Annotated in this window: 30 protein-coding genes; 4 read left to right on the top strand and 26 right to left on the bottom strand. The window is 71.4% G+C overall.

Annotated features, from left to right (window positions below; genetic code table 11):
- Positions 1–35 precede the first annotated feature (35 nt).
- From ACZ7LE_RS04320 to ACZ7LE_RS04310, 3 genes are all read right to left on the bottom strand, one after another.
- Entirely contained in the window at positions 36–2,459 is a 2,424-nt protein-coding gene (locus ACZ7LE_RS04320; RefSeq protein WP_470402089.1) for a helix-turn-helix transcriptional regulator, read from the bottom strand.
- Between the two features lie 285 nt (positions 2,460–2,744).
- Complete coding sequence (locus tag ACZ7LE_RS04315; protein WP_470402088.1) at positions 2,745–3,209, bottom strand: hemerythrin domain-containing protein; 465 nt, start codon at positions 3,207–3,209, stop codon at positions 2,745–2,747.
- A gap of 28 nt (positions 3,210–3,237) precedes the next feature.
- Positions 3,238–4,962, bottom strand: a complete 1,725-nt coding sequence (locus tag ACZ7LE_RS04310) for a bifunctional ADP-dependent NAD(P)H-hydrate dehydratase/NAD(P)H-hydrate epimerase (RefSeq protein ID WP_470402087.1) — start codon at positions 4,960–4,962, stop codon at positions 3,238–3,240.
- 99 nt (positions 4,963–5,061) lie between these two features.
- Here ACZ7LE_RS04310 and ACZ7LE_RS04305 point away from each other — a divergent pair, with 99 nt between their 5' ends.
- On the top strand, positions 5,062–6,111 hold the full coding sequence (locus tag ACZ7LE_RS04305; RefSeq protein WP_470402086.1) for an LLM class F420-dependent oxidoreductase: 1,050 nt from the start codon (positions 5,062–5,064) through the stop codon (positions 6,109–6,111).
- 72 nt (positions 6,112–6,183) lie between these two features.
- Here ACZ7LE_RS04305 and ACZ7LE_RS04300 read toward each other — a convergent pair whose 3' ends face one another.
- The 4 genes from ACZ7LE_RS04300 to glmS form a co-directional block, all read right to left on the bottom strand.
- Positions 6,184–6,534 (bottom strand): holo-ACP synthase, encoded by a 351-nt coding sequence (locus ACZ7LE_RS04300; RefSeq protein WP_285101023.1) that lies wholly within the window; start codon positions 6,532–6,534, stop codon positions 6,184–6,186.
- A 254-nt stretch (positions 6,535–6,788) separates the two neighbouring features.
- Positions 6,789–7,649 carry an alpha/beta fold hydrolase gene (locus ACZ7LE_RS04295; RefSeq protein WP_470402085.1) on the bottom strand — a complete coding sequence of 287 codons (861 nt, stop codon included), beginning with the start codon at positions 7,647–7,649 and terminating at the stop codon, positions 6,789–6,791.
- A 53-nt stretch (positions 7,650–7,702) separates the two neighbouring features.
- The gene (locus ACZ7LE_RS04290) at positions 7,703–8,059 is read right to left on the bottom strand and encodes a pyrophosphatase (protein ID WP_470402084.1); all 357 of its coding nucleotides are present in this window, start codon (positions 8,057–8,059) and stop codon (positions 7,703–7,705) included.
- Between the two features lie 33 nt (positions 8,060–8,092).
- Positions 8,093–9,994 (bottom strand): glutamine--fructose-6-phosphate transaminase (isomerizing), encoded by a 1,902-nt coding sequence (glmS, locus tag ACZ7LE_RS04285; protein ID WP_470402083.1) that lies wholly within the window; start codon positions 9,992–9,994, stop codon positions 8,093–8,095.
- Between the two features lie 121 nt (positions 9,995–10,115).
- Here glmS and coaA point away from each other — a divergent pair, with 121 nt between their 5' ends.
- The gene (gene coaA, locus ACZ7LE_RS04280) at positions 10,116–11,111 is read left to right on the top strand and encodes a type I pantothenate kinase (RefSeq protein WP_377231670.1); all 996 of its coding nucleotides are present in this window, start codon (positions 10,116–10,118) and stop codon (positions 11,109–11,111) included.
- Here coaA and ACZ7LE_RS04275 read toward each other — a convergent pair whose 3' ends face one another.
- The 4 genes from ACZ7LE_RS04275 to rplM all read right to left on the bottom strand — a co-directional run bounded on the left by ACZ7LE_RS04275 (position 11,112) and on the right by rplM (position 14,528).
- Complete coding sequence (locus ACZ7LE_RS04275) at positions 11,112–11,861, bottom strand: DedA family protein (protein ID WP_470402082.1); 750 nt, start codon at positions 11,859–11,861, stop codon at positions 11,112–11,114.
- Positions 11,862–12,061: 200 nt separating this feature from the next.
- Positions 12,062–13,426: a phosphoglucosamine mutase gene (gene glmM / locus ACZ7LE_RS04270; protein ID WP_470402081.1), complete on the bottom strand. Its 1,365-nt coding sequence runs from the start codon at positions 13,424–13,426 to the stop codon at positions 12,062–12,064.
- Positions 13,427–13,549: 123 nt separating this feature from the next.
- Positions 13,550–14,035 carry a 30S ribosomal protein S9 gene (gene rpsI / locus ACZ7LE_RS04265; RefSeq protein WP_182620582.1) on the bottom strand — a complete coding sequence of 162 codons (486 nt, stop codon included), beginning with the start codon at positions 14,033–14,035 and terminating at the stop codon, positions 13,550–13,552.
- A 43-nt stretch (positions 14,036–14,078) separates the two neighbouring features.
- Positions 14,079–14,528, bottom strand: a complete 450-nt coding sequence (gene rplM / locus ACZ7LE_RS04260; protein WP_377220017.1) for a 50S ribosomal protein L13 — start codon at positions 14,526–14,528, stop codon at positions 14,079–14,081.
- A 282-nt stretch (positions 14,529–14,810) separates the two neighbouring features.
- On the opposite strand from rplM, the gene ACZ7LE_RS04255 reads away from it, so the two are divergent.
- Positions 14,811–15,236 carry a DUF5709 domain-containing protein gene (locus ACZ7LE_RS04255; RefSeq protein WP_377231666.1) on the top strand — a complete coding sequence of 142 codons (426 nt, stop codon included), beginning with the start codon at positions 14,811–14,813 and terminating at the stop codon, positions 15,234–15,236.
- Between the two features lie 114 nt (positions 15,237–15,350).
- Here ACZ7LE_RS04255 and ACZ7LE_RS04250 read toward each other — a convergent pair whose 3' ends face one another.
- A complete protein-coding gene (locus ACZ7LE_RS04250; protein WP_470402080.1) occupies positions 15,351–16,265 on the bottom strand; it encodes a tRNA pseudouridine synthase A in 915 nt (304 codons plus the stop codon).
- 39 nt (positions 16,266–16,304) lie between these two features.
- Between ACZ7LE_RS04250 and ACZ7LE_RS04245 the strand changes: the two genes are divergently transcribed.
- Positions 16,305–17,063 carry an ROK family protein gene (locus ACZ7LE_RS04245; RefSeq protein WP_020016142.1) on the top strand — a complete coding sequence of 253 codons (759 nt, stop codon included), beginning with the start codon at positions 16,305–16,307 and terminating at the stop codon, positions 17,061–17,063.
- A 75-nt stretch (positions 17,064–17,138) separates the two neighbouring features.
- Here the strand turns inward: ACZ7LE_RS04245 and rplQ are convergent, their stop codons facing one another.
- The 14 genes from rplQ to rplR form a co-directional block, all read right to left on the bottom strand.
- Positions 17,139–17,660 carry a 50S ribosomal protein L17 gene (gene rplQ / locus ACZ7LE_RS04240; RefSeq protein ID WP_470402079.1) on the bottom strand — a complete coding sequence of 174 codons (522 nt, stop codon included), beginning with the start codon at positions 17,658–17,660 and terminating at the stop codon, positions 17,139–17,141.
- A gap of 58 nt (positions 17,661–17,718) precedes the next feature.
- Positions 17,719–18,735, bottom strand: a complete 1,017-nt coding sequence (locus ACZ7LE_RS04235) for a DNA-directed RNA polymerase subunit alpha (RefSeq protein WP_285101000.1) — start codon at positions 18,733–18,735, stop codon at positions 17,719–17,721.
- Between the two features lie 184 nt (positions 18,736–18,919).
- Positions 18,920–19,324, bottom strand: a complete 405-nt coding sequence (gene rpsK, locus ACZ7LE_RS04230) for a 30S ribosomal protein S11 (RefSeq protein WP_020016139.1) — start codon at positions 19,322–19,324, stop codon at positions 18,920–18,922.
- Positions 19,325–19,399: 75 nt separating this feature from the next.
- A complete protein-coding gene (gene rpsM, locus ACZ7LE_RS04225) occupies positions 19,400–19,774 on the bottom strand; it encodes a 30S ribosomal protein S13 (RefSeq protein ID WP_036964594.1) in 375 nt (124 codons plus the stop codon).
- Between the two features lie 183 nt (positions 19,775–19,957).
- Positions 19,958–20,071: a 50S ribosomal protein L36 gene (gene rpmJ, locus ACZ7LE_RS04220; RefSeq protein ID WP_003956441.1), complete on the bottom strand. Its 114-nt coding sequence runs from the start codon at positions 20,069–20,071 to the stop codon at positions 19,958–19,960.
- Between the two features lie 128 nt (positions 20,072–20,199).
- A complete protein-coding gene (gene infA / locus ACZ7LE_RS04215; RefSeq protein ID WP_020016137.1) occupies positions 20,200–20,421 on the bottom strand; it encodes a translation initiation factor IF-1 in 222 nt (73 codons plus the stop codon).
- Positions 20,422–20,716: 295 nt separating this feature from the next.
- Positions 20,717–21,130, bottom strand: a complete 414-nt coding sequence (locus ACZ7LE_RS04210; RefSeq protein WP_470402078.1) for a hypothetical protein — start codon at positions 21,128–21,130, stop codon at positions 20,717–20,719.
- Positions 21,131–21,190: 60 nt separating this feature from the next.
- Positions 21,191–22,132 (bottom strand): type I methionyl aminopeptidase, encoded by a 942-nt coding sequence (locus ACZ7LE_RS04205; RefSeq protein ID WP_470402077.1) that lies wholly within the window; start codon positions 22,130–22,132, stop codon positions 21,191–21,193.
- Positions 22,133–22,135: 3 nt separating this feature from the next.
- A complete protein-coding gene (locus ACZ7LE_RS04200) occupies positions 22,136–22,693 on the bottom strand; it encodes an adenylate kinase (RefSeq protein ID WP_470403276.1) in 558 nt (185 codons plus the stop codon).
- A gap of 80 nt (positions 22,694–22,773) precedes the next feature.
- Positions 22,774–24,069: a preprotein translocase subunit SecY gene (gene secY, locus ACZ7LE_RS04195; RefSeq protein ID WP_397391596.1), complete on the bottom strand. Its 1,296-nt coding sequence runs from the start codon at positions 24,067–24,069 to the stop codon at positions 22,774–22,776.
- A gap of 213 nt (positions 24,070–24,282) precedes the next feature.
- Positions 24,283–24,735 (bottom strand): 50S ribosomal protein L15, encoded by a 453-nt coding sequence (gene rplO / locus ACZ7LE_RS04190; RefSeq protein WP_285100994.1) that lies wholly within the window; start codon positions 24,733–24,735, stop codon positions 24,283–24,285.
- Positions 24,736–24,737: 2 nt separating this feature from the next.
- Complete coding sequence (gene rpmD / locus ACZ7LE_RS04185) at positions 24,738–24,920, bottom strand: 50S ribosomal protein L30 (protein WP_020016131.1); 183 nt, start codon at positions 24,918–24,920, stop codon at positions 24,738–24,740.
- Entirely contained in the window at positions 24,920–25,573 is a 654-nt protein-coding gene (gene rpsE, locus ACZ7LE_RS04180) for a 30S ribosomal protein S5 (RefSeq protein WP_020016130.1), read from the bottom strand. Before rpsE ends, rpmD begins: the two co-directional genes overlap by 1 nt.
- 31 nt (positions 25,574–25,604) lie before the next feature.
- Positions 25,605–25,976, bottom strand: coding sequence for a 50S ribosomal protein L18 (rplR, locus tag ACZ7LE_RS04175; protein WP_026365834.1), 372 nt, complete (start codon positions 25,974–25,976; stop codon positions 25,605–25,607).

The raw sequence follows: 25,976 nt of genomic DNA, 5'->3' as shown, positions 1-25,976 counted from the left end.
AGCGCAGGAGCGGGTGAAAAATCTGCGCTCGATCGCTACCCGCCGACGAGCCAGGCGGGCGGTCGCGTCTCGGCGAGACGGACCAGGTCCCGGCGGTCCCGGATGCCGAGCGTCGTGTACGCCTGGCGCAGCCGGTTGACGACGGTCCGCTCGGACACGAACGTCGCCTGGGCGATCTGCGAGTTGGTCGCGCCGTGCACGGCGAGCCGCACCATCTCCCGCTCGTGCCGGCCGAGCACCTCCCACTCGGGGCCCGCTCCGCCGCCGGCGTCGGTCTCGGCCAGGAAGGCGTCGATACCGCGCAGCCACCCGGTCATCCCGGCCAGCCGGACGAGCGTCCGGGCCTCGTCGAGCAGCGCGGTCCCTGTGCTGCGGGCGCCGCGGGTCACGGCGTACCGGCCGTAGGCCACCAGCATGCGGACCCGCTGCCAGGGCGACATCGGCACCGGCGCGGCGTGCAGCGCGGCCTCGAAGGCGGCCGACGGCGTGCCGTCGTCCGCCAGCAGCGCCCGCAGCCGGGACCAGGCCGCCGCCACGTCGACCGCCGACCGCTCCTCGGGCGTCACCACGGGCTGGAGCAGCCGCTCGACGCGCGGCCCCACCCGGCCGGGCGGCGTCGACGCCATGACGGCCTCGACGAGGTCGCAGCGCACCTGCACGCGGCCGCGGTAGGGCCACCCGCAGTGCTCCAGCGCGATGGTCAGCAGGGCGACGGCGCCCTCCGCCTGTCCCACGACGAGGTGCGCGGCGCCGAGGTCGGCGGCGTACTCGCCCAGCGCCCGCGCCGACCACGAGCCCGCCTGCGCGGGCATGGTGCTCGCCGGTGCGGTGCCGTCGACGACGGCGTCCGCCGCCGCGCGCAGCCCTCGCGCGGGCAGCCACTCGTCCACCGACGGCCGCAGCTCCGCGGCGTGCGCCAGGTGCGTCCGGACGTCGACGGCGCGGCCGTCGAAGGCGGCGACCCGGGCTGCCGCGACATCGCGCGCGACGATCTCCGCGACCGTGCTGTCCTCCGCGCCGCCGGAGTGGTCGGCCAGCAGGCTGCGCGCGCCCACGACGTCGCCCAGCATCAGCAGGGCGTGCACCTGGACCTCGACGCCCACCCAGTCCTGGCCGGATGTCGGCCCGAGCAGCCGGAGATCGGCGCGGAGCGTGCCGGGGTCGGGCAGCTCGCCCGTGCTCTCCAGGCGGAGCAGGCCCGCCGCCACGCGCGCACCGGCGGCGCGTGCCTCTTCCGGGACGCCGGCCGGGTCGCGCCACCAGAGGTGGTCGGTCCACTCCGGACCCACGCCGTCGGGCACCAGGGCACCCTCGCGGTGGTCCAGCCACGTGCGCCCCGTCAGCAGGGACACACCGACGGCGCGGGCCGCCAGCCGGGGCTCAGGCGTGGCCGCCACGACCGCCCAGGCGCGGGCCGGCAGCTCGTCGAGGTGCAGGCCGTCGAGGATGCGCTCGGCCGCGCGCACGCCGGTCACGTGCATGCCGGTCACGTGCGCGCCGGACGCCTGTACGCCGGCGACCTGCGCGCCGGACACGTCGCGCTCCGCGGCCTGGGCCTCGCGGCCGTCGGCGTGCCCGTCGGCCCCGCGCGCCTCGCGGCACAGCAGGGCCAGCAGCGGATGCCGCACGGCCGACCGGCCGTCCCGGCGGGCCAGGGCGGCGCCGCCCAGCGGCGGGGTGCCCAGCGGCGCGGTGGCGAGCGCGGTCATCGTCGCCGGGTCCAGGCCCGCCAGCATGGCGCGGTAGACGCGCCGGGCGGCAGAGCCCGCGGTCTCGGGGCCGGTCCAGGAGGCGTCCCCGCGCAGCTCCGCGGCGCTCAGGGACCCGGCGAGCTCCAGCGCGAGCCGGGGGTTGCCGGCGCTCCACCAGCGCAGCTGCTCGACGACGTCGGCGGCCACCGGCACGCTCAGCTCCATGTCGAGCACGCGGCGCAGGGACCCCCGGTCGAGCGGCCCCAGCTCGAGCACCTCGACGTCGTCCGACAGCGGCTCGGCGGAGATGCTCCGGACGGCGGCGATCACCCGCCAGTCCTGCCCGTACGCCTCGTCCGCGAGGTGCTGGAGCCAGCGTGCGCGCTCGGCGGTGAGCACGCCCACGTCGTCGACGAAGAGGACGCGCGGGCCGGTGCCGCCGTCCCCACCGCCGTCGGCCGCCCAGGCCGACACCGCGCGCAGGAAGCCCGCCGCGTCGAAGTCCGTGTCGTGCTCCGGGTGGTCCGGAACGGACCAGGCCGACAGGTCGATGCGCCGGCTGTTCTCGAGGTCGTGCGCCGAGGGCCGGGACGAGCACGGCCGGACCACGCGCACGGCCGACGACCCCGCGCCGACCAGCTTGAGCGCGCGGATCACCGTCGCCGTCTTGCCGATGCCGCTCAGCCCGCGCACGACGAGGACCGTCGGGTCCAGGTCCGTCGCGAAATGCCCGATGACCCGCAGCTCTCTGTCCCGCCCGTGGACCACGTGGCCCCTCCCCCTGCTACCCGCCTGGCTCCCTCGTGCCCCCGACGACGCCGCGGACATGGCCATGGAAGGCCCGTCACTAGATGGCACGCACACCCCGATTTCGTGACTTACATGAATATCGATCGGAGCGCGTCAGGAGTCTATGACAAGAGATAAATCGTGCAGGGCGTGCCTGTGATACGGGAAATTACGGTTCTACCTGGCACATCTCGGACAGCCGAGATAAAGACCAGACCGTTCGGAAATAAATCCGGAATGCCCAATTCGGGAGAGGCGGTGATATCAGGCCAGCGGGCCGAGCAATTGCTGCCGGTCGGTCTCCGGGCGGTCAGCGCCGTCGAGCACGCCGACGATCTTCTTCTCCTCGAACCGGAAGTGCGTCTCCATGACGGCCTCGATGCCGTCGAGGTGCCGCAGCAGCTCGTCCCGGTCCGCGCCCGACAGTGCGGCGCGCTGCAGCTCGCCCAGGAGATGGTCCAGCATGGAGTGGTCCCGCTTGAGGTCCGCGACGACGGGCGCAAGGCCCGGTTCGGCCGCCAGCACGACGTCGAAGAGCGTGGCGTCCTCCGCGCGGTGGTGCCCGGTCAGCGCGGCGCAGAAGCCGACGCAGTAGAGCTGCAGGTCCCGCGCCGCCGTCGGCCCGGAACCACCGTCCTCGACGGCGGACCGCGCGACGCCCAGGGCCTCGCGCAGCCGCCGGTGGATCTCGCGGAGCTCCTGCCCCCAGGCCACGACGCGTTGACTCATCGCCGGACAGCCTAGCCCGGGCCCGTGGTCAGCCGCCCAGCAGCTCGGCGATCACGGCGGGCACCGCGTGGGCGATCTCCAGCGCGGCGACCGGCCCGCCCGCCGACGCGCGCGCCGCCGCCCGGCCGTGCACCACCACGGCGGCCGCCGCGAGGCGCGCCGCGAGCGTCTCGTCCGCGACGACGTCGGCCGAGCGCCCGGCGAGCAGCGTGCCCAGGATGCCCGCGAGGACGTCGCCCGCCCCCGCCGTCGCCGTCCACGCCGGGGCGTCCGCCTGCGCGTAGGCGCCGCCGGGGCCGGCCACCACCGTGATCGCGCCCTTGAGCAGCACGGTCGCGCCGGTCGCCTGGTGCGCCGTCCGCGCCCAGTGCAGCGGGCGTGCCTCGACCGCGGCCCGGTCGGCGTCGTGCCCGAGCCCCTGCAGCAGCTCCGCCAGCTCGCCGGCGTGCGGCGTCAGCACCGCCCAGGCCGGCAGGCGGTGCTCCAGCATCGTGAGCGCGCCCGCATCGATCACGGCGGGCATCTTGCCGCCGGTCACGTCCTCGGACAGCACGCCGGTCACAGCCGCGAGCGCCCCGAAGACGCGGCGCGCCTGGCCGTCGTCGTCCGGGCCGTCCTCCGGGTCGAACGCGGGAACGCCGGGGCCGAGGACCCAGGCCTGGACCCGTCCGCCGGCCACGACCACCTCGGGCCGGGCCAGCAGCACGCGGGTGCCCACGGCCTCGGGGCCCAGGTAGCGCACCATGCCGGCCCCGGCGCGCACGGCGCCGGACGTCGCCAGGACCGCCGCGCCCGGGTAGGTGCTCGTCCCGGCGATGACGCCGACCACGCCGCGCGTGTACTTGTGGTCGTGGGCGGTGGGGGCGGGCCAGAGGGCCGCGGCGTCCGCGGGCTCCATACGCTGCACCCGGCCGGATCCGGTGTCGGTGCCGGCCATCGCGTGCCGGCCGAGGGTGACGCGCTGCGCCGCGCTGGCCCAGTGGTCGGTGCCGGAGGCGGTGGGGAAGCCGACGTCGACCAGCTCGACCGCGCCGGCGAGCTGCGCCGCCGGGGGCAGCAGGAGGCCGGGCTTGAGCGCGCCGAACGTCACCGTGCGGTCCGCGCGCAGCACGGGGCCGGGCACCACGCCGTCGTCCACGCCGATGCCGCTCGGGATGTCGACCGCGACGGTGTACGGCCACCGCTTCCCGGCGGCCTCCCGGGCCTCCGCGAGGGCCCGCACGAGTCCGCCGGCGGGCGGCCGCAGCGCGCCACGCGCGCCGACGCCGACCAGGCCGTCGAGCACGACGTCGGCCGCGAGGGCGGAGCGGACGACGGACGGGACGCGGGCGTCGGCGAGGCGGACGACCTCGCCGCCCGCCGACTCGAACGCCGCCAGGCCCTCCTCGTGGGCGCGCGCGGACGAGAGGACCGCCGTGACCGTCATCCCGCGCCGGACCAGGTGCGCGCCGGCGAACAGGGTGTCGCCGCCGTTGTTGCCGGGGCCGACCAGGAGCAGGGCGCTCGCGCCGCGGACGTCGCCACGGGTGCCGGACGGGCGTCCGGGCCGAAGCCGGGCCGCGCCGGGGAGCCCGTCGGAGCCGAGGCTGCCGTGCAGCCGGGCGCCGGCCGGGCGGGGTGTCGTACGGGCCGCGACCTCCCGGAGCACGGCCTGCGCCAGCGCGTACGCCGCCCTGGCCATGAGTGGCTCACCCGCCGCGATGAGCGGCTCCTCGGCCTTGCGTACCTCGTCGGAGGTCCATGCGTCCTTCACAGGCCTATAGTGCCGTGTCCTTTGAGAACTGCGGTAACCAAACCCGGCATTTTCGACCACCCCTCCCCTGGGTGCGGGCCGTCGGCATAGGGTCGGGCCATGCGATTCGGACTCTTCATCCCGCAGGGCTGGCGCCTCGACCTGGTCGACGTCGCGCCCGCCGACCAGTGGGCCACCATGCTCTCCCTCGTGCACCGCGCCGAGAACCAGGCGGCCGGCGAGGCCGTCCCGGGCGGCGAGTTCGCCTGGGAGTCAGCCTGGGTGTTCGACCACTTCCACACCGTCCCCGAACCCTCGACCGAGGCCACGCACGAGGCCTGGTCGCTGATGGCCGCGTTCGCGGCGGCGACCCAGCGCATCCGGCTGGGCCAGATGTGCACCTGCATGGCGTACCGCGAGCCGACCTACCTCGCCAAGGTCGCCTCGACCGTCGACACGATCTCCGGCGGCCGCGTCGAGATGGGCATCGGCGCCGGCTGGTACGAGCACGAGTGGCGTGCGTACGGCTACGGCTTCCCGACCGCGGGCGAGCGCCTGCGCGCACTCGACGAGGGCGTGCAGATCATGGCGAGCATGTGGCGCACCGGGTCCTCCGGCACGTTCGAGGGCAAGCGCTACCAGGTCGACGGCGCGCTCTGCTACCCGCAGCCCCTCCAGCAGCTCCCGGTGGGCGACGGCGGCGCCGAGGTCCCGTCGATCCCCCTGTGGATCGCGGGCGGCGGCGAGAAGAAGACGCTGCGCATCGCCGCGCAGCACGCCCAGTACACGAACTTCGACGGCTCGCCCGAGGGTTTCGCGCACAAGTCGAGCGTGCTCGAGGCACACTGCAAGGACGTGGGCCGCGACTTCGGCGAGATCACGCGGTCCTCGAACTACAACGTGGTGATCGGCGAGAACGACGCCGAGGTCGGCGAGCGGCTGGCCTGGATCGAGGCGCACCTGCGCAAGCAGGTCCCCGCGAAGGCCGACCGCGAGATCGAGAACTGGCGCAACGGCCTCCTGGTCGGCACGCCGGAGCAGATCGTCGAGCGGCTGCAGGGCATGCGCTCGCGCGGGCTGGAGTACGCGATCACGTACTTCCAGGAGGCGGCGTACGACACCAGCGGCATCGAGCTCTTCGAGAAGCAGGTCATCCCCGAGCTCCAGTAGCACCCCGACGGGTCAGACCCACAGGCCACCCGGGTGACCTGTGGGTCTGACACGTCCGGGCGGCGTCCGGCCTCAGCCCTCGGCGATCACCATGGCGGACGCGATGCCGGCGTCGTGGGAGATCGTGATGTGCCAGGTGCGCACGCCGAGCTCGGCGGCGCGGGCGGCCACGGTGCCGCTCGCGTCGATCCGCGGCGGGCCGCCGATCGTGCGGTGCACCGTGACGTCGTGCCACCGGAGGTTGCCGGGGGCGCCGAGCGACTTGGCGATGGCCTCCTTCGCCGCGAACCGCGCGGCGAGCGACGCCGCCGGGAGCTCGCGCTCGGCCTCGGTGAACAGCTTCTCCCGCAGCCGGGGCGTGCGGTCGAGGGTCTCCATGAACCGGTCCACGTCGACCACGTCGATGCCCGTGCCGATGATCATGGCCTCAGCCTAGGTCCCCGCCGGTCGCCGCCCCGCCCCCGCCACGGCGGCCTGCCGCGGCGCGGCTGTCGGTGTTGCGCAAGGTGCCCGTTTTGCGGCACCATATCCCCGTAATGCACAGGTAAAGGTGGCACCTGCTTCGTGGCAGGGTGCCACCTTTCGCGCGTAGGAGGTTGCCATGCCGGAGGACGACGACAAGCTCCCCTTCCCCGTGATCATGGTCGTGGTCTTCGGCATCGTGATCGCCGCGATCGTCACGCTGCTGGTGTACGTCGCCGTGTCGAGCTGACGTCGTCCGCCTCCTCGACGCGGTCCAGCCACTCCCCCACCAGGGCATCGAACAGGCCGCGCTGCTCGATGTGCAGCGAGTGCCCCGCGCGGTCCAGCACGGCGAACGTCGCGCGCGGGTAGTGCTCCAGCAGGTCCCACGCGTCGCGGTAGCCCGTCATCGAGTCCTGGCGCCCGACGGCGATCAGGACCGGCTTCTCGAACGGCGCGGGCTCCACGGGGAACGTCCCGGCGTAGCTCGCCTCGATCCGCGCGACCGCCGCCGGGTCGGCCGCGGCCAGCCCGGGGTCGACCTCCCGGCGCGCCCGTGCCCAGGTCTCCTCCGTCTGCACCACGAGCACGTCCTCCGTGTCGAGCGCGGCGTCGCCGACCCGCTCGGCGAGCTCCCGGTCCCGGACCAGCACCTGGCGCTCGGGGAGCCGGCGCAGCTCGTGGCGCGGTTCGACCAGCGTGACGACGGCGGCCAGGCCCGCGACCCGGTCCGGGTCGGCCGCGGCCAGGCCGCGCGCCAGGTACCCGCCGTACGACTGCCCGACCACGACGTAGGGGCCCTCGGGCACCAGCGCCTCGACCGCACCCCGCAGGATCCGGAAGACGTCGTCGGTGCTCGCCACGTCCGGGGCAGCCGTCCGGCCCATGCCCGGCAGGTCGACGTAGACCCGGCGCCAGCCCGGGCGTCCCGCGAGGACGGGCTCGAACGCACCGGTCATGAGCCGGTGGTCCACCGGGAACCCGTGGACCAGCACCACCGTGCGCACCCCTGCGCCCGCCTGCGGCCCGTGCTCCACGTAGTGCACCCGGACCCCGTCGACCTCCACGTACGCCATGAAGCGCTCCTCTCCTCCGGCCGCCACGGCGTGGCGTCCGTCCGAGGCAGACCCTAGACGGGGTCACCGACATCGCGGATGCCCGCGGTGTCCTCCGGCCGCACCAGGTGCCGCCAGCGGAACCACTTCCGCTCCAGCTCCTCCGGCAGGTCGACGTCGAACCGCCGTGCCACCAGCAGCAGCTGCGCGAGCGCGTCCGCGACCTCGCCCCGGAACGCGTCCCGGATCTCGTCCTCGGACAGGCCCCGGTCGCGCGAGCGCCCGGACATTGTGAGGAACGCCTGGGTGAGCTCGCCGATCTCCTCCTGGAGCTTCAGCACGAGCCAGTCGTCCGTGCGTTCCAGGCCGTGCACGCGCGCGTAGACCCGGCTGATGATCTCGACCTCGTCGGAGAGCTGCTTCAGTTCCACGCCGACGAGCGTGCCACAGCCGGGCCGGCGGGATTACTCGACGGTCACCGACTTGGCGAGGTTCCGCGGCTGGTCCACGTCCAGGCCCTTGGCCGTGGCGAGCGCCATCGCGAAGATCTGCAGCGGCACGACGGCCAGCAGCGGCTGCAGCAGCGTGGGCGCCTGCGGGATCCAGAAGATCTCGTCGGCGTACTTGCGCACCTCGTCGTCGCCGTCCTCCGCGATCACGAGGGTGCGGGCGCCGCGCGCCCGGATCTCCTGGATGTTGGAGACCACCTTGGAGTGCAGGGAGTCGCGGCCGCGCGGCGAGGGCACCACCACGAACACGGGCTGCCCCTCGTCGATCAGGGCGATCGGCCCGTGCTTGAGCTCGCCGGCGGCGAAGCCCTCCGCGTGGATGTAGGCGAGCTCCTTGAGCTTGAGCGCGCCCTCCAGGGCAACGGGGAAGCCGACGTGCCGGCCCAGGAACAGCACCTTGTCCGACTTCTCCATGGACCGGGCCGTCGCGCGCACGTACTCGCCGCGCTCGATGACGGTCTGGATCTTGCGCGGCATGGCCCGCAGCTCGTCGAGCAGCGTGGCGATCTCGTCGGGGAACTTGTTGCCGCGCAGCTGGGCGAGGTACAGGCCCAGCACGTAGGCGGCGGTGATCTGGGCGAGGAACGCCTTGGTGGAGGCGACGGCGATCTCGGGGCCGGCGTGCGTGTAGAGCACGGCGTCCGACTCGCGCGGGATCGTGGAGCCGTGGGTGTTGACGATGGAGATCACCTTGGCGCCCTGCTCGCGCGCGTGCCGCACGGCCATCAGGGTGTCCATGGTCTCGCCGGACTGCGTCACGGCGACCACCAGCGTGCGCTCGTCGACGATCGGGTCGCGGTAGCGGAACTCGTGCGCCAGCTCGACCTCGACCGGGATGCGGCACCAGTGCTCGATCGCGTACTTCGCCACGTGACCGGAGTAGGCGGCGGTGCCGCACGCGATCACGATGATCTTGTTCACGGCCCGCAGGATCGACTCGTCGATGCGCAGGTCGTCCAGCACGAGCGCGCCCGCGGCGTCGGTGCGGCCGAGCAGCGTGTCGGCCACGGCCTGGGGCTGGTCGTGGATCTCCTTGTCCATGAAGGAGTCGAAGCCGCCCTTCTCGGCGGCCGCGGCGTCCCAGTCCACGGTGTAGCGCTTGGCCTCGGCGGGCTTGCCGTCGAAGTCGGTCACGTCCACCGACGTCGGCGTGATGGTCACCACCTGGTCCTGGCCCAGCTCCAGGGCCTCCTTGGTGTGCGCGATGAACGCGGCGACGTCGGAGCCCAGGAAGTTCTCGCCCTCGCCGAGCCCCACCACGAGCGGGGAGTCGTGCCGGGCGCCGACCACGGTCTCGGGCGCGTCGGCGTGCACGGCGAGCAGCGTGAACGTGCCCTCCAGCCGGCGGGCGGTGGCGGTCATGGCGGCCGTCAGGTCGCCGGTCTCGCGGTACGCCTTGGCCACGAGGTGGGCGGCCACCTCGGTGTCGGTCTCGGACCGGAACACCACGCCGTCGGCCAGCAGCTCGGCCTTCAGCTGGGCGAAGTTCTCGACGATCCCGTTGTGGATCACCGCGAGGCGGTCGCCGTCGGCCAGGTGCGGGTGGGCGTTCGCGTCGGTGGGGCCACCGTGCGTGGCCCAGCGGGTGTGCCCGATCGCCGCGGTGGCCTCCGGGAGCGGGTCGTGGTCCAGGACCTCGATCAGGTTGGCGAGCTTGCCCGACTTCTTGGCCCAGGCCACGCCGTCCAGCCCCGGCGCGACGAGTGCGACCCCGGCCGAGTCGTAGCCGCGGTACTCGAGGCGCCGCAGCCCCTCGATGGCCACGTCGAGAGGCGTGCCCGAGGGCAGGGCCGCGCCCGAGGCGCCGCCGTCCGCGATAGTCGCGGCAGTTCCGGTGTAACCGACGATCCCACACATGCGGGCGAGTCTAACGAGCGTTCGGAGCGGTACCCATGACCGGGCTCACAGGGCACTTTTCTCACCCGCAGGATCACCTGCTACCTCGGACGATGTCGATCCTTGCCCCGGGTGGGGCACAATGCTGCAGGTGGTTTCACAGTTCCCGACGACGGACCTCGGGGAGCACCTGCTCGCCCTCGCCCCGTCCTCGCCCTACGTGGATCTCGACCGGGCGGCCTGGAGCCGCCTCTCGGCATCCACCCCGCTGCCGCTGACCGACGACGACGTCGAGCGCCTGCGCGGACTCGGTGACCCGATCGACCTCGCCGAGGTCGACGCGATCTACCGCCCTCTGTCGCGACTGCTCAACCTCTACGTGCAGGCCACCGGCGGCCTGCACGACGCGACCTCGACCTTCCTGCACGAGGACCCGCCCCGCACCCCGTATGTCATCGGCGTGGCCGGATCGGTGGCTGTCGGCAAGTCGACGACGGCGCGCGTGCTGCGCGAGATGCTCGCCCGCTGGCCCGAGACCCCGCGCGTCGAGCTCATCACGACCGACGGGTTCCTCTACCCGAACGCGGAGCTCGAACGGCGGGGCCTCATGGAGCGCAAGGGCTTCCCGGAGTCGTACGACCGGCGCGCCCTGATCAGGTTCCTGTCCCGGATCAAGGCCGGCCAGTCCGAGGTGCGGGCCCCCGTGTACTCGCACGTCATCTACGACATCGTGCCCGAGCTGGAGGTGGTGGTCCGCAAGCCCGACGTGCTCATCGTCGAGGGCCTGAACGTGCTGCAGCCGGCCCGGCCGTCCGCCGTCGACGAGTCGACCGTCGCGGTGAGCGACTTCTTCGACTTCTCGATCTACGTGGACGCCCGCACCCGGAACATCCGGCAGTGGTACGTGGAACGCTTCCTGGAGCTGCGCCGCACCGCGTTCACCAAGCCCGACTCCTACTTCAAGCGGTATGCGTCGCTCTCCGACCAGGAGGCCACGGACAAGGCCCTGTCGATCTGGGAGTCGATCAACGCGCCGAACCTCGAGAAGAACATCCTGCCCACGCGCGGACGCGCCACGCTGGTGCTCACCAAGGGCTCGGACCACGCGGTGCAGCGGGTCCGGCTGCGCAAGCTCTAGTCAGCGGTCCTTCGCGGATCGGCCGCCGTCGTCGGCCCGGTGGACGTACTCCTTGACCATCTCGGTGGCGCCCGCCGGGACGGCGACCTTCTCGCCGCCCGCACCCTCCTCGCCGTCCGCGTCCTCGTGGAGGTGGCGGCGCGAGAACCAGCCCACCACCTTGTCCACGAGGAAGCCCATCGCGACGCCCAGCACCACGCCGATGACGATCGCCAGCAGCGGCTCGTGCCCGAGCCACTGGGCCGCGACGAGGCCGATGCCCGCGGAGTACAGCGCCCACATGACCGCCGCGATGGCGGCGATGAGCATGAACCGGCGCCGCGGATAGCCGACGGCGCCCGCCGTCATGTTCACCGCCACGCGCCCGATCGGCACGTAGCGCGCCGCGAGGATGAAGGAGGCGCCGCGGCGGGTCAGCGCCCGCTCGGCCCAGTCCACGGCCCGGCGCCCGCGGGCCGAGCGCAGGAACGGCACCCGGTCGGTGCCGATCATCTTGCCGATCTGGTACGCGATCTGGTCGCCGACCCAGGCCCCGGCGGCCGCCGCGATCAGCACCAGCCACATCCAGGGCGTACCGGTGCTGTGGGCCGACACGGTCAGGGTGATGACCACCGACTCGCTGGGCAGCGGCGGGAAGAAGCCGTCGATGGTCGCGAAGGCGAACATGGCCGGGTAGATCCACGGCGAGGCGGCCATCGCGAGGATCCATGCCTCGGTGGCGCTCAGGACGGTGGAGATGAGTTCGAGCACGGGACCTCGGGAGTCTCGGCCGGGCACTACCCGGGGGCGGAGAAGGGCACCTCATAGTGCCTCCGTCCAGACTACGCAAGGGGGCCCCCTGAATCGCATCAGGGGACCCCCTGGTAGAACCCCGCTTCCCAAGGTTTCACGGGCCGTTCACGCCGACGCCCCGCCGAGGGTGAAACGTGCCGGAGCGCCCGGCGGCTCCGTCAGAGCGCCAGCCGCTCCCGCACCACGGCGGCAAGATCCTCCGCGACCTTGTCCGCCTCGTCCTGGGCCGGGGCCTCGACCATGACACGCACCAGCGGCTCCGTACCGGACTGGCGCAGCAGCACGCGACCGGTGTCGCCGAGCCGCGAGGTCGCGTCAGCGACGGCGTTCTGCACGCCCTCGTCGGTGCCGGCCCGCGACTTGTCCACGCCGCGCACGTTCACGAGCGTCTGCGGCAGGCGCTCGATCTCCCCCGCGAGGTCGGCCAGCCGCTTGCCCGACGCCTTGACCCGCGCCGCGAGGTGCAGTGCCGACAGCACGCCGTCGCCGGTGGTGGCGTGGTCCGCCAGGATGATGTGGCCCGACTGCTCGCCGCCCAGGCCGTAGCCCTGGGCACGCATCTCCTCCAGCACGTACCGGTCGCCCACCGCGGTCTGCACCGTGGTGATGCCGCGCTCCCGCATGGCGAGGATGAGCCCGAGGTTGCTCATGACGGTCACCACGAGGGTGTCGCCCGGCAGGCGGCCCTCCTCCTTGAGGGCGGTCGCGAGGATGCCGAGGATCTGGTCGCCGTCCACGATCGCGCCGGTGTGGTCGACGGCGAGGCAGCGGTCGGCGTCACCGTCGAACGCGACGCCGAAGTCCGCCTCGGACGCCACCACGACGGCCTGGAGCTGCTCCGGGTGGGTGGAGCCGCACTTCTCGTTGATGTTCCGGCCGTCGGGGCTGGCGTTCATCACCACGACGTCGGCGCCCGCGGCGCGCAGCGCCTCCGGGCCGACCTCGCTCGCCGCGCCGTTCGCGCAGTCCAGCGCGATGCGCAGCCCTTCGAGGGGACGGTGGTCGGGCGTAGTGCCGACGCTGTCGGTCAGGTGCCGCACGTAGCGCTCGGCGGCCGCCTGGCCGTCGGTGCGGATGCGCCCCACGCCGGCGCCCGTGGGTCGCTCCCAGTCGTCCCCGAGGGTCGCCTGGATCGCGTCCTCGACGGCGTCGTCGAGCTTGAGCCCGCCGCGCGCGAAGAACTTGATGCCGTTGTCCGGCATCGGGTTGTGCGAGGCGGAGACCATGACGCCGAGGTCGGCCTCCAGCTCTGTCACCAGGTAGGCCAGCGCGGGGGTGGGCAGCACGTTGAGCATCACCACGTCCACGCCGGCCGATGCGAGGCCGGCGGCCACGGCACCGGCGAGGAACTCGCCGGACGCCCGGGTGTCACGTCCGACGACGGCCCGCGGACGCGGGCCCAGCAGCTCACCCTGCGCGGTCAGGACCCTGGCCGCCGCGGCGCCCAGCTCCAGCGCCAGCTCCGCGGTGATGTCCTTGTTGGCGAGGCCCCGAACTCCGTCGGTGCCGAACAGCCTGCCCATGCACATTCTCCTCAGCTCGATCCGATCCCACCGTAGTGGGGCCCGGCTTGCGCCGGAAATGCAGGTGGCCCCGCTGAACAGTGTCGACACTGTTCGGCGGGGCCACCCGGCCAAGCGCTCTGATCAGCGCTTCGAGTACTGCGGAGCCTTGCGGGCCTTCTTGAGACCGGCCTTCTTGCGCTCGACCTTGCGGTCGTCACGCGTGAGGAAGCCGGCCTTCTTGAGCTCGGCGCGGTTCGACTCCTCGTCGATGGCGTTCAGCGCACGGGCGATGCCCAGGCGCAGCGCGCCGGCCTGACCCGACGTGCCGCCACCCGTGATGCGGGCGATGACGTCGAAACGGCCCTCGACCTCGACCAGGTTCAGCGGCGAGTTGACCAGCTGCTGGTGCACCTTGTTCGGGAAGTAGTCCTCGAGGGTGCGGCCGTTGATCTTCCAGGTGCCGGTGCCGGGGACGAGGCGCACGCGCGCCACGGCCTCCTTGCGGCGCCCGAGGGCCTGGCCCGGGGCGGTGATGGACGAACCGCGCGTTGCCGGCGCGGCAGTCTCGGTGGTGTAGTTGCTGGGCGCCTCGGCGCCCTGCTCGAATTCGACGGTGGTCTCGGCCACGGTGATGTCCTCGCGTCCTTCGCGTTGCGATCCGGCAGCGGCCTCAGGCCTGCTGCGAAACCTGGGTGATCTCGAACGGCTTGGCCTGCTGCGCCGTGTGCGGGTGCTCAGAGCCTGCGTAGACCTTCAGGTGGGTCATCTGCGTCCGACCGAGCGAGGTCTTGGGGATCATGCCGCGCACGGCCTTCTCGATGGCGCGCTCCGGCTTGGTGTCCAGGAGCTCGCCGTACGGGGTGGCCGTGAGACCGCCCGGGTAACCCGAGTGGCGGTAAGCCAGCTTGGTCTCGCGCTTGTTGCCGCTCAGCGCGACCTTGTCGGCGTTGATGATGATGACGAAGTCACCACCGTCGACGTGCGGAGCGAAGGTCGGCTTGTGCTTCCCGCGCAGCAGGGTTGCGACCTGGCTTGCCAGGCGGCCCAGGACGACGTCGGTCGCGTCGATGACGTACCAGTCGCGCTGGACGTCGCCGGGCTTGGGGGTGTACGTACGCACGGTTCGTAACCTTTTCGTTTGCGGTGTCGTCGGGCGAGAAGCGGCGCCCGATGAGTCAGGTCGTTGTGCGCGGGGGTCAGATCGACGTCCGGGCCGTTCGTCCGCACTCGAGTGGGCTCGGTGCTGACGCAGGACGTCGTGACAAAGCACAACGACTCATTAGAGTACCCGCCAGTTTCCCCAGGGGTCAAAGCGTAGGCGGCCTCCCGGGCCTGCCGCGGGCATGAGGTTCGCCACGTCCGCACTCTGGCGTCCGAACCGAACTGATGTAACGGTAGGAACATGACCGAGGAAACACCCGCCACCATGCCTGGACCTGACGGTATCGCCGAGGGCGACACCGACCAGCTCCCGACCGAGGACACCCTGTACAGCCGGGGTCCGAAGGACTTCCTCGACGAGGGCTACTCGCCGCCCGACCGCCCGCGCTCGAACCACTGGGGCGAGACCTCGTGGGAGGAGCGCCAGGGTGAGTCGATGGACCAGCGGCTCAGCGAGGAGGAGCCTGACGTCTGGCAGGACGACCCGCTCGACCGCGCCGACACCTCGCGCGCGGGCCGGCTCGTCTCCGACCCGGACGCCGACCCGGGCAGCTACGCGGCCGAGGACGGCAACCGCCAGAACGACCTGTACGGCACCGACGCGGGCATCGACGGTGCCGGCGCGAGCGCCGAGGAGGCCGCGGTCCACTGGGTCGAGGAGCCGTGACCAGCAGAGAGCCCTAGATCCAGGCGCCGGAGCAGAGCTCCGGCGAGCACATCCGCTGGTCGAGCTCGTCGAGACCCTGGTGCGGTCCCGACAAGCTCGACCAGCGGTTCTGTTCTACCCCGGCGGCGCCACCGCCGGCTCGTCCCACACGTCCTCGTCCATCCGCCTGGCGCGGACGGCGTCGGCGCGGGCGGCGAGCTCGGCGTCCGGTGGGAAGGTGATCTCCTCCAGGCACAGCCCCTCCGGCGGCACGACGACGACGCCGGCCTCCCGCCGCCGGCTCGCCAGGAGCACGGCAGGCCAGCTCGGGTCACGCCGCCCCTCCCCGACCGCGATCGACGCGCCGACGAGCGCCCGCACCATGTTGTGGCAGAACGCGTCGGCGACGACGCGCCCCACCACGAGCCCCGCATCCGGCCCCTCGGTGGGCCGTTCCCACGCGATGCTCTGCAGCTCCCGGATCGTCGTGGCCCCGGGCCGGGGCTTGCAGTAGGCGGCGAAGTCACGCACCCCGGTCAGGGGGCGGACGGCGGCGTCCATCGCCCCGACGTCGAGCGGCTTGCGGTTCCACAGGACGTGCCGGCGGCGCAGGGGGTCGCGCAGCGCGACGTCGTCGGCGATGCGATAGGTGTAGCGGCGGCGCAGCGCGGAGAAGCGCGCGTCGAAGCCCGCGGGCGCGGGCGCGGCCCGGCGCACCACGAGGTCCCCGGGGAGCACACCGCCCAGCCGGGTCACCAGAGCCTCACCCGGTGTGCGGTCGGAGCGGCCCGGCAGCGCGGCCCAGCCGGCGACGTCGACGTCGACGTGCGCCACCTGGCCCCGGGCGTGCACGCCGGAGTCCGTGCGGCCGGCAACGGTGAGCCGGGGCGCCGGCAGGCCGCGCTGCACGCTCCGGAGCACCTGCGCCAGCCCGTCCTCCAGCGCGCCCTCGACGGTGCGCAGGGCCGGCTGACGGGCCCAGCCCGCGAAGTCGGTCCCCTCGTAGGCGAGGTCGAGGCGGACCCGGATGAAGTCGTTCACGACAGCCATCTTCCCCGATCCTTCCGCAGGGGTTCGTACAGTGACGTCATGGCAGACACCCTCACGCTGGCGGTCGACTGTGGCGGCGGCGGGATCAAGGCGGCCGTCCTCGACACGTCCGGGACCGCGCACGCCACGCCCGTCCGCGTGCCGACGCCCTATCCGCTCCCGCCCGAGCTGCTCGTCGACACGATCGCGAAGATCGCCACGGATCTCCCCGCCGCCGCGCGGGTCACCGTCGGCATGCCGGGCATGATCCGCAGCGGTGTCGTGGTGCACACGCCGCACTACATCACCCGGTCAGGTCCACGTTCCCGGGTGGTCCCCGCGCTCCAGGACGCGTGGAGCAGCTTCGACATGCAGGCGGCGGTCGCGGCCCGCCTGGGGCTGCCCGCGCTCGTCCTGAACGACGCCGAGGTGCACGGTGCGGGCGTGGTCGCGGCGTCGGGCCTGGAGCTGGTCATCACGCTCGGCACGGGCCTCGGGACGGCGATGTTCCACGGCGGGCGCATCGCGCCACACCTGGAGTGGTCGCACGCCCCCGTGCGCCGCAGCCTGACGTACGACCAGTACATCGGGGAGCCCGAACGACGCCGGCTCGGGGACGGCCTGTGGTCGCGGCGCGTGGTCACCGTCGTGGACGGGCTGCGGCCCGTCTTCCACTGGGACCGGCTCTACATCGGCGGCGGCAACGCGCGCTGCATCACGCCGTCGGCGCTGGCCCGCCTGGGCGACGACGTCGTCATCGTGCCCAACTCGGCCGCGCTCGTGGGCGGCGCCCGGGCCTGGGACCTCCCGCCGTCCTGAGGCCCCGGACGACGACGCCGGCCGCACCCTCCCGGAGGGAAGGTGCGGCCGGCGGCGTGCAGGAAAGAAAGGGGCTCAGGCCTCCTTCTTGTCCTCCGTGGTCTCCTCGGCGGGGGCGTCCTTGACGTCCTCGGCGGGGGTCTCCTCGACCGGGGCGTCCTCGACGGGCGCGTCCTCGACCGGGGCAGCCTTCTCGGCGGCCTTGGTGGCCTCCTTGACGACGGCCTGCTTGGGGCTCACGGGCTCGGTGATGAGCTCGATGACCGCCATCGGCGCGTTGTCGCCCTTGCGGGTGCCGATCTTGGTGATGCGTGTGTAGCCACCGTTGCGCTCGGCCATGGCCGGGGCGATCTCGGTGAACAGCGTGTGGACCACGCCCTTGTCGCGAACGACCGTGAGCACGCGGCGGCGGGCGGACAGGTCGCCCTTCTTCGCGAACGTGATCAGACGCTCGGCCAGCGGACGCAGGCGCTTGGCCTTGGTCTCGGTGGTCGTGATGCGGCCGTGCTCGAAGAGCGAGGTCGACAGGTTCGCGAGGATCAGGCGCTCGTGAGCCGGGCTACCGCCGAGCCGTGCGCCCTTGGTGGGGGTAGGCATTGTTGCTTGTCTCCTTGAATGTGGTTCCGCGTGCTCGGCCTAGGCCGGGCACGGGACGTCAGTACGACTGCTCGTCGCTGCTGTAGGCCGCGGAGTCGCCACCCTCGAAGTACGAGGCGCCGGCCGGATCGAAGTCCAGCGGCGAGTCCTTGAGGCTGAGGCCGAGCTCGGCCAGCTTCTCCTTGACCTCGGTGATCGACTTGGCACCGAAGTTGCGGATGTCGAGCAGGTCCGCCTCGCTGCGGGCCACGAGCTCGCCCACCTGGTGGATGCCCTCGCGCTTGAGGCAGTTGTACGAACGGATGGTGAGGTTGAGCTCCTCGATCGGCAGCGCCAGGTCCGCGGCCAGCGCGGTGTCCGTCGGCGACGGGCCGATCTCGATGCCCTCGGCCTCGACGTTCAGCTCACGTGCCAGGCCGAACAGCTCGACCAGGGTCTTGCCAGCCGAAGCGAGCGCGTCGCGAGGCGTGATCGCCTGCTTGGTCTCGACGTCGACGATGAGCTTGTCGAAGTCGGTGCGCTGCTCGACTCGGGTGGCCTCGACCTTGTACGTGACCTTGAGGACCGGCGAGTAGATCGAGTCGACCGGGATGCGCCCGATCTCCGCGTCGAACTGCTTGTTCTGCGCGGCGGACACGTACCCACGGCCCCGCTCGACGGTCAGCTCGATCTCGAGCTTGCCCTTGTCGTTCAGGGTGGCGATGTGCAGGTCGGGGTTGTGCACCTCGACCCCCGCCGGCGGAACGATGTCCGCGGCGGTCACGGTGCCGGCGCCCTGCTTGCGCAGGTACATCACGACGGGCTCGTCGTTCTCCGAGGAGACGACGAGGTTCTTGATGTTGAGGATGATCTCGGTGACGTCCTCCTTCACGCCCGACACGGTGCTGAACTCGTGCAGCACGTTGTCGATACGGATGGACGTGACGGCCGCGCCCGGGATGGACGACAGCAGCGTGCGACGCATCGAGTTGCCGAGCGTGTAGCCGAAGCCAGGCTCGAGCGGCTCGATGGAGAAGCGGGAACGGCTCTCCGAGATGACCTCTTCGGTCAGCGTGGGGCGCTGTGCGATGAGCACTGTGGGTGTCCTTTCAGTGTGCGTCCGCTATATGACGCATCACGGCCTTGCGATCTCTCGCAGCCCGGGCGGATCTCTGTCACCGTCCAGGCGGGTGCTCACCGCGGACGGTGAGCGGATGTCGCGGTCCGGTCGCGGCCGGGGCCTGAGGCCCGCAGCCGCGACCGGCTACGACGAGTCGTCGTCAGACGCGGCGACGCTTCGGGGGGCGGCAGCCGTTGTGCGCCTGGGGCGTCACGTCCTGGATCGAGCCGACCTCGAGGCCGGTCGCCTGGAGCGAGCGGATGGCGGTCTCGCGACCGGAACCCGGGCCCTTCACGAAGACGTCGACCTTCTTGACGCCGTGCTCCTGCGCGCGGCGGGCAGCCGACTCGGCGGCCATCTGCGCGGCGTACGGGGTGGACTTGCGGGAGCCCTTGAAGCCGACGTGGCCGGCAGAGGCCCACGACACCACGGCACCGGACGGGTCGGTGATCGAGATGATCGTGTTGTTGAAGGTGGACTTGATGTGCGCCTGGCCGAGCGGGACGTTCTTCTTGTCCTTGCGGCGCGGCTTGCGGCCGGCGGCGGCGCGAGTCTTGGGAGGCATCTGTTCTGTAATCTCCTGGTCTGATCGGACCGGGGCGGTCTCAGCTCGGTGAGCCGACCGCTCCACGGACTGCTATCAGCGGGCCTTCTTCTTGCCCGCGACGGTGCGCTTGGGACCCTTGCGGGTGCGCGCGTTGGTCTTGGTGCGCTGACCACGCACCGGCAGGCCGCGACGGTGGCGCAGGCCCTGGTAGGTGCCGATCTCGACCTTGCGGCGGATGTCGGCCGCGACCTCACGGCGGAGGTCACCCTCGAGCTTGAAGTTGCCCTCGAGGTAGTCGCGGAGCGCAACGAGCTCGGCGTCGCCGAGGTCCTTCACGCGGACGTCCGGGCTGATGCCCGTGGCGGCCAGGGTCTCCTTCGCGCGGGTACGACCCACACCGAAGATGTACGTGAGCGCAACCTCAAGCCGCTTGTCGCGGGGGAGGTCGACGCCGATAAGACGTGCCATGTGCCTTCCGGCTCCTGTACTGCTCGTCGGAGGTCTGCCGCACCGCCATCCCGCGACTCTTCGCGGGCCCCGGCCTCCGGACCGAGGGTTCCCCTGCCCTGCGCGGTTGCCCGCGGGGCTGGTTCGAGGTGGTGCGCTGGTGGTGGCCTCAGCCACCGGCCCGGGCTGGTGCCCGGAGGGTGATCAGCCCTGGCGCTGCTTGTGGCGCAGGTTGTCGCAGATCACCATGACGCGACCGTGCCGGCGAATCACCTTGCACTTGTCACAGATCTTCTTGACGCTCGGCTTGACCTTCATCGGGTTTTCCTCCGCCACGAACGTCCGGTCTCCCGGTGCGCGCGCAGCAGTGTCGTGGGTGGTCGATCGTACGGCGACGTCGCCTTCGGCCCAGGCCGCGGGTGACGTAGCCCCGGATCGGGGACTGACTACTTGTAGCGGTAGACGATCCGGCCGCGGGACAGGTCGTACGGGCTGAGCTCCACCACCACGCGGTCCTCGGGGAGGATCCGGATGTAGTGCTGACGCATCTTTCCCGAGATGTGCGCGAGAACCTTGTGACCGTTCGACAGCTCGACGCGGAACATCGCGTTCGGCAGAGCCTCGATCACACTGCCCTCGATCTCGATGACACCGTCCTTCTTTGCCATATCCTCCGCTAACTCTCGTCGTGACTGCTTCCACGCCCACGGCACCGCAGGGAACCCTGCGAGACCGACAGTCGGGTGTGGATGTCGCGTGTGTCCGCGTACCGCCTACCTCGTGTGCCTCGGCCTGCGCCCCGCTTCCGCGGGGACCGGCAGGCGCCGTCGGCACCCTTTCAAGATCTGGAGGCGTTGAACGGACTACACCCAGCGATCTATCTTACGTCAGTTCGTAAACCATTCAAAGCGAAGACCGCCGACGGCGCACGTCCGGCGCGTGAGCCTCGCCACGCGAGGCCGCTCAGAGGTCGTACTCGATCCCGGGCAGACCGATCATCGTGTGCGGCAGGCTGCCCACGAAGAAGAACAGCATCGGCAGCCACCCGAGCACGATGCCCAGGCCCAGCGCGACCAGCACCGACTGCCCCCGCGCGGCCCAGAGCCACACGCCGGCCAGCCACACCACGATGCCGAGCAGCAGGACGGACTCCCACACCAGGAGCGAGGTGCCGAACCCGAGGACGATGCCGACCCACAGGAAGGGGCTCACCGCCAGGCGTCGACCCCATGCGCCGAGCCAGCGCCCGAACCGCCGCAGGCCGCGGCCGAGGGCCGGGAGGATCCGCGTGTACCAGGGCCCACCAGTCCGGTGGGGCCCCGCGTGCGCAGGAGCCGCGTAGGTGGTGTCGGACGGGGTGTGCGCTTCATCGGTCACGGGCCGATCGTAGCCAACTGACCCCGACCTAAATAGATCCCGGGTGAAAGTGCTCGGAGCTCAGGCGAGCGCGACCGGCCGCACCTCGAAGTCGGCAAGGCGCGCCGCTCCCCCGTCGACCGCCGTCAGGACGACGATGCCGTCCTCCATGATGGCCGTCGAGTGCTCCCAGTGCGCCGCGCGCGACCCGTCGGTGGTGACCACCGTCCAGTCGTCCGCGAGCACCCTGGTCTCGCCCCCGCCACGGCTGATCATCGGCTCGATGGCGAGGCACATCCCCGGCCGGAGCCGCGGGCCAGAACCCGACGTCCGGTAGTTGTGCACGTCCGGGGGCTGGTGCATGGCGCTGCCGATGCCGTGCCCCACGTACTCCTCGACGATGCCGTACTCGGCACCGGTGAGCTCGCCGGCCATCTCGACGGCGGTCTCGACCGCCTCGCCCACGGCGTTCAGCCGCCGGGCCGAGGCCAGCGTGGCGATGCCCGCCCACATGGCGGTCTCGGTGGCCCGGACGAGCGCGATGTCCGCGAGGTCTGGAGCGTTGGTCCGGAGCGAGCTTGCGAGCGCAGGATCAGAGCGACTGTCGATACAGCCCGCGGCGACCAGGTCGTCGTCCGGCAGCCGGTGGTCCAGGGCGCCCTCGGCGCCCAGGACGAAGGAGACCGCCGAGTCGCCGTGCCAGCCGTCGACGATCGCGCCGCAGTCGACGGAGACGAGGTCACCCACGGCCAGCACCCGGCTGCCCGGGATACCGTGGATGACCTCGTCGTTGACCGAGGTGCAGATGACCGCCGGGAAGCCCTGGTAGCCCAGGAAAGACGGCGTGGCGCCGGCCGCCTCGATCGTGCGGGCGGCGATCGCGTCCAGGTCGGCGGTGCTCAGGCCGGGCCGGGCGGCAGCCCGGACCGCAGCGAGCGTCTCGGCGACCACCAGACCGGCGCGCCGCATGAGGCGCACCTGGTCCGGCGTCTTGTACTCGATCCGCTCCCGGCCGAAGACCACCGCTCAGCCCAGCTGGGTCGCGAGGGAGGCGACGATGCGGTCGGTGACCTCGGCGATCTCGCCGACGCCGTCCACCTTGGCCAGCAGTCCTCGCTCCGCGTAGGCCGCGGTGAGGGGCGCCGTCTCGCTGTAGTAGATGTCGAGGCGGCGGGCGATCCCCTCGGGGGTGTCGTCCTCACGACCCTCTTCATCCGCACGCTTGGTGAGGCGCTCCATGAGGACGTCCCGCTCCGCGGTCAGCTCGATCACGCCGTCGAGCTCCCAGCCGAAGCCGGCGAGCGTGGCGTCCAGCTCGACGACCTGGGCCGCGTTGCGCGGGTAGCCGTCGAGCAGGAAGCCGGCCTTGACGTCGTCCTGCCCCAGGCGGTCGCGCACCATGGCGTTGGTGACCTCGTCCGGAACGAGCTCGCCCTTGTCGATGTAGGCCTGCGCCGTGTTGCCGAGGTCCGTGCTGTCCTTGATGTTGGCCCGGAAGATGTCACCGGTGGAGATCGCCACGATCCCGAAGACCTCGGCAAGGCGCGCTGCCTGCGTGCCCTTGCCGACGCCCTGCGGACCCATGATGACCAGGCGCGTGACCTGACCCTCCCGGTCCGGACGAGCGTGCAGCTCGCGGCGAGTGGCGGTGGTGGGAGTCTGGCTCAACGGAGGAATCCTTCGTAGTGGCGCTGCTGCAGCTGGGAGTCGATCTGCTTGACCGTCTCCAGCCCGACGCCGACCACGATGAGGATCGAGCTACCGCCGAAGGGCAGGTTGGTGCTGACGCCAAGGAAGACGAGCACCAGCGTCGGGATCAGCGCGATCAGCGCGAGGTACAGGGAACCGGCGGAGGTGATCCGGGTGATCACGAAGTCGAGGTACTCCGCCGTGGGGCGGCCGGCACGGATGCCGGGGATGAAGCCGCCGTACTTCTTCATGTTGTCCGCGACCTCGTCCGGGTTGAACGTGATCGACGTGTAGAAGAAGCAGAAGAAGATGATCATCAGCGTGTACACCGCGATGTAGAGCGGCGACGACTGCTGGACCAGGTTGTTGGAGATCCAGATGACCCACTCGGAGGTCTGGTCCCCGAACTGGGCGAGAAGGCCCGGGATGGCGAGGATCGACGCCGCGAAGATCACGGGGATCACGCCGGACATGTTGATCTTGATCGGGATGTACGTGCTGGTGCCGCCGTACATGCGGCGGCCGACCATGCGCTTCGCGTACTGCACCGGGATCCGGCGCTGCGACTGCTCGACGAACACCACGAGACCGATCACCAGGACGATGACCAGGATCATGATCGTGAAGTTCACGACGCCGTTGGCGCCACCGGCGATCGACCACAGGGAGGTCGGGAAACTCGCGGCGATCGACGTGAAGATCAGCAGCGACATGCCGTTGCCGACACCGCGCTCGGTGATCAGCTCGCCGAGCCACATGACCAGGCCCGTGCCCGCGGTCATGGTGATGACCATGAAGATCGAGGTGAGGATGGAGTCGTCGGCGATCACGTTGAGACCGCAGTTCTGGAACAGCACGCCCTGGCGAGCCGTCGTGATGACGGTCGTCGACTGCAGGATCGCGAGGGCGATCGTGAGGTAGCGCGTGTACTGGGTCAGCTTGGTCTGGCCCGACTGGCCTTCCTTGTGCAGCGCCTCGAAGCGAGGGATGACCACGCGAAGCAGCTGCACGATGATGCTCGCCGTGATGTACGGCATGATCCCGAGGGCGAAGATCGACAGCTGCAGCAGCGCGCCACCGCTGAAGACGTTGATGAGGCCGAGCAGCGAGTTGTTGCCCGCCTGCGCGATACATTGCTGCACGTTCGCGTAGTCCACGCCGGGGGTCGGGATGAACGACCCGAGCCGGAAGATCGCCATGATCGCGATCGTGAACAGCAGCTTGCGCCGCAGGTCTGGCGTCCGGAAAGCCCGGCCGAAAGCGCTGAGCACCCTATCCTCCTGGCCCGCCGTTGCGGGATCTAGTGTCGCCGGCAGGACGCCGGCGAGGTGAGTCGAACGTGGGCCAGACCACAACGGTGCAGCCAGACCGTGTCGGATTCTACGTTGCTCACGAGGCCCTGTGGACCACGTTCGCTCCTGGAAATACTCAAGAGAGCACACAGGGCCGGCCGCGCTCACGCGCCGCCGGCCCTGTCAGCTGTCTCAGGCCTCCGAGACCGAACCGCCGGCCGCCAGGATCTTCTCCTTGGCGGACGTCGAGACGCGGTCGACCGCGATCTCGAGCTTGACGGTGATCTCACCGTTGCCGAGCACCTTCACGGGCTCGCCCTTGCGGACGGCGCCCTTCGCGACCAGGTCCTCGACGGTGACGGAGCCACCCTCGGGGAACAGCGCGGAAAGCTTGTCCAGGTTCACGACCTGGTACTCGACCCGGAACGGGTTCTTGAACCCACGCAGCTTCGGGAGGCGCATGTGCAGAGGCATCTGCCCACCCTCGAAGCCCGCGGGCACCTGGTAACGAGCCTTCGTACCCTTGGTACCACGACCCGCCGTCTTACCCTTCGAGCCCTCACCGCGACCCACACGGGTCTTCGCGGTCTTGGCGCCGGGGGCAGGACGGAGGTGGTGGACCTTCAGCGGCTTGTTCTCCGCCATGATCACTCGACCTCCTCGACGGCGACGAGGTGCGCCACCGTCTTGACCATGCCACGGATCTCCGCGCGGTCCTCCTTCACGGCGGTGTCGCCGATCCGCTTGAGGCCGAGCGTCCGCAGCGTGTCACGCTGGTTCTGCTTGCCGCCGATGGCGGACTTGGTCTGAGTCACCTTGAGTCGAGCCATCACGCACCCGCCTTTGCAGTCGACTCGGCACGACCGGCGGCCTGCGCGCGGAGCAGCGCGGCCGGGGCCACGTCCTCCAGCGGGAGCCCACGACGAGCGGCAACAGCAGCCGGCTCCTCGAGACCCTGCAGGGCCGCGACCGTGGCGTGCACGATGTTGATCGCGTTGGACGAACCGAGCGACTTGCTCAGCACGTCGTGGATGCCGGCGCACTCCAGCACGGCGCGCACCGGACCACCGGCGATCACACCGGTACCCGGCGACGCCGGACGCAGGAACACGACACCGGCAGCGGCCTCACCCTGGATGGGGTGAGGGATGGTGCCCTGGATGCGAGGGACGCGGAAGAAGTTCTTCTTCGCCTCCTCGACACCCTTGGCGATCGCGGCCGGAACTTCCTTGGCCTTGCCGTAGCCGACGCCGACGGTGCCGTCACCATCGCCCACCACGACGAGCGCGGTGAAGCTGAAGCGACGGCCGCCCTTGACGACCTTGGCGACGCGGTTGATGGAGACGACCTTCTCGACGAAGGCGCTCTTCTCCTCGCGCCCGCCGCGACGGTCGTCCCGACGCCCGCCACCACGGCGGTCGTTGCGGTCCTTGTTCTCGGTGGCGGCACCCTGGGGGGCGCCGCTGCGCTGCCCTGCAGCCATCAGAGAGTCCTCTTCTTCCGTGCGTTGGTCATCACAGGGCCAGACCGCCCTCGCGGGCGCCGTCAGCCACAGCAGCGACGCGACCGTGGTACTTGTTGCCGCCGCGGTCGAACACGACGGTGTCGACGCCGACAGCCTTGGCACGCTCGGCGACGAGCTCGCCGACCTTGCGGGCCTTGGCCGTCTTGTCGCCGTCGAACGCACGCAGGTCGGCCTCGAGGGTCGACGCCGAGGCGACGGTCTTGCCCACGCTGTCGTCGACGATCTGCGCGACCATGTGGCGCGCGGAGCGGGTGACGACCAGACGGGGACGAACGGCGGTGCCGGTGATCTTCTTGCGCAGGCGCAGGTGACGACGCTGGCGAGCGACGGACTTGCCCTTGCCCAGGATCTTGATAGCCAT

Source organism: Promicromonospora sp. NPDC110617 (assembly GCF_055598465.1).
The sequence above is the reverse complement of the archived record's forward strand: the minus strand, read 5'-3'. Positions and strand labels throughout refer to the sequence as shown.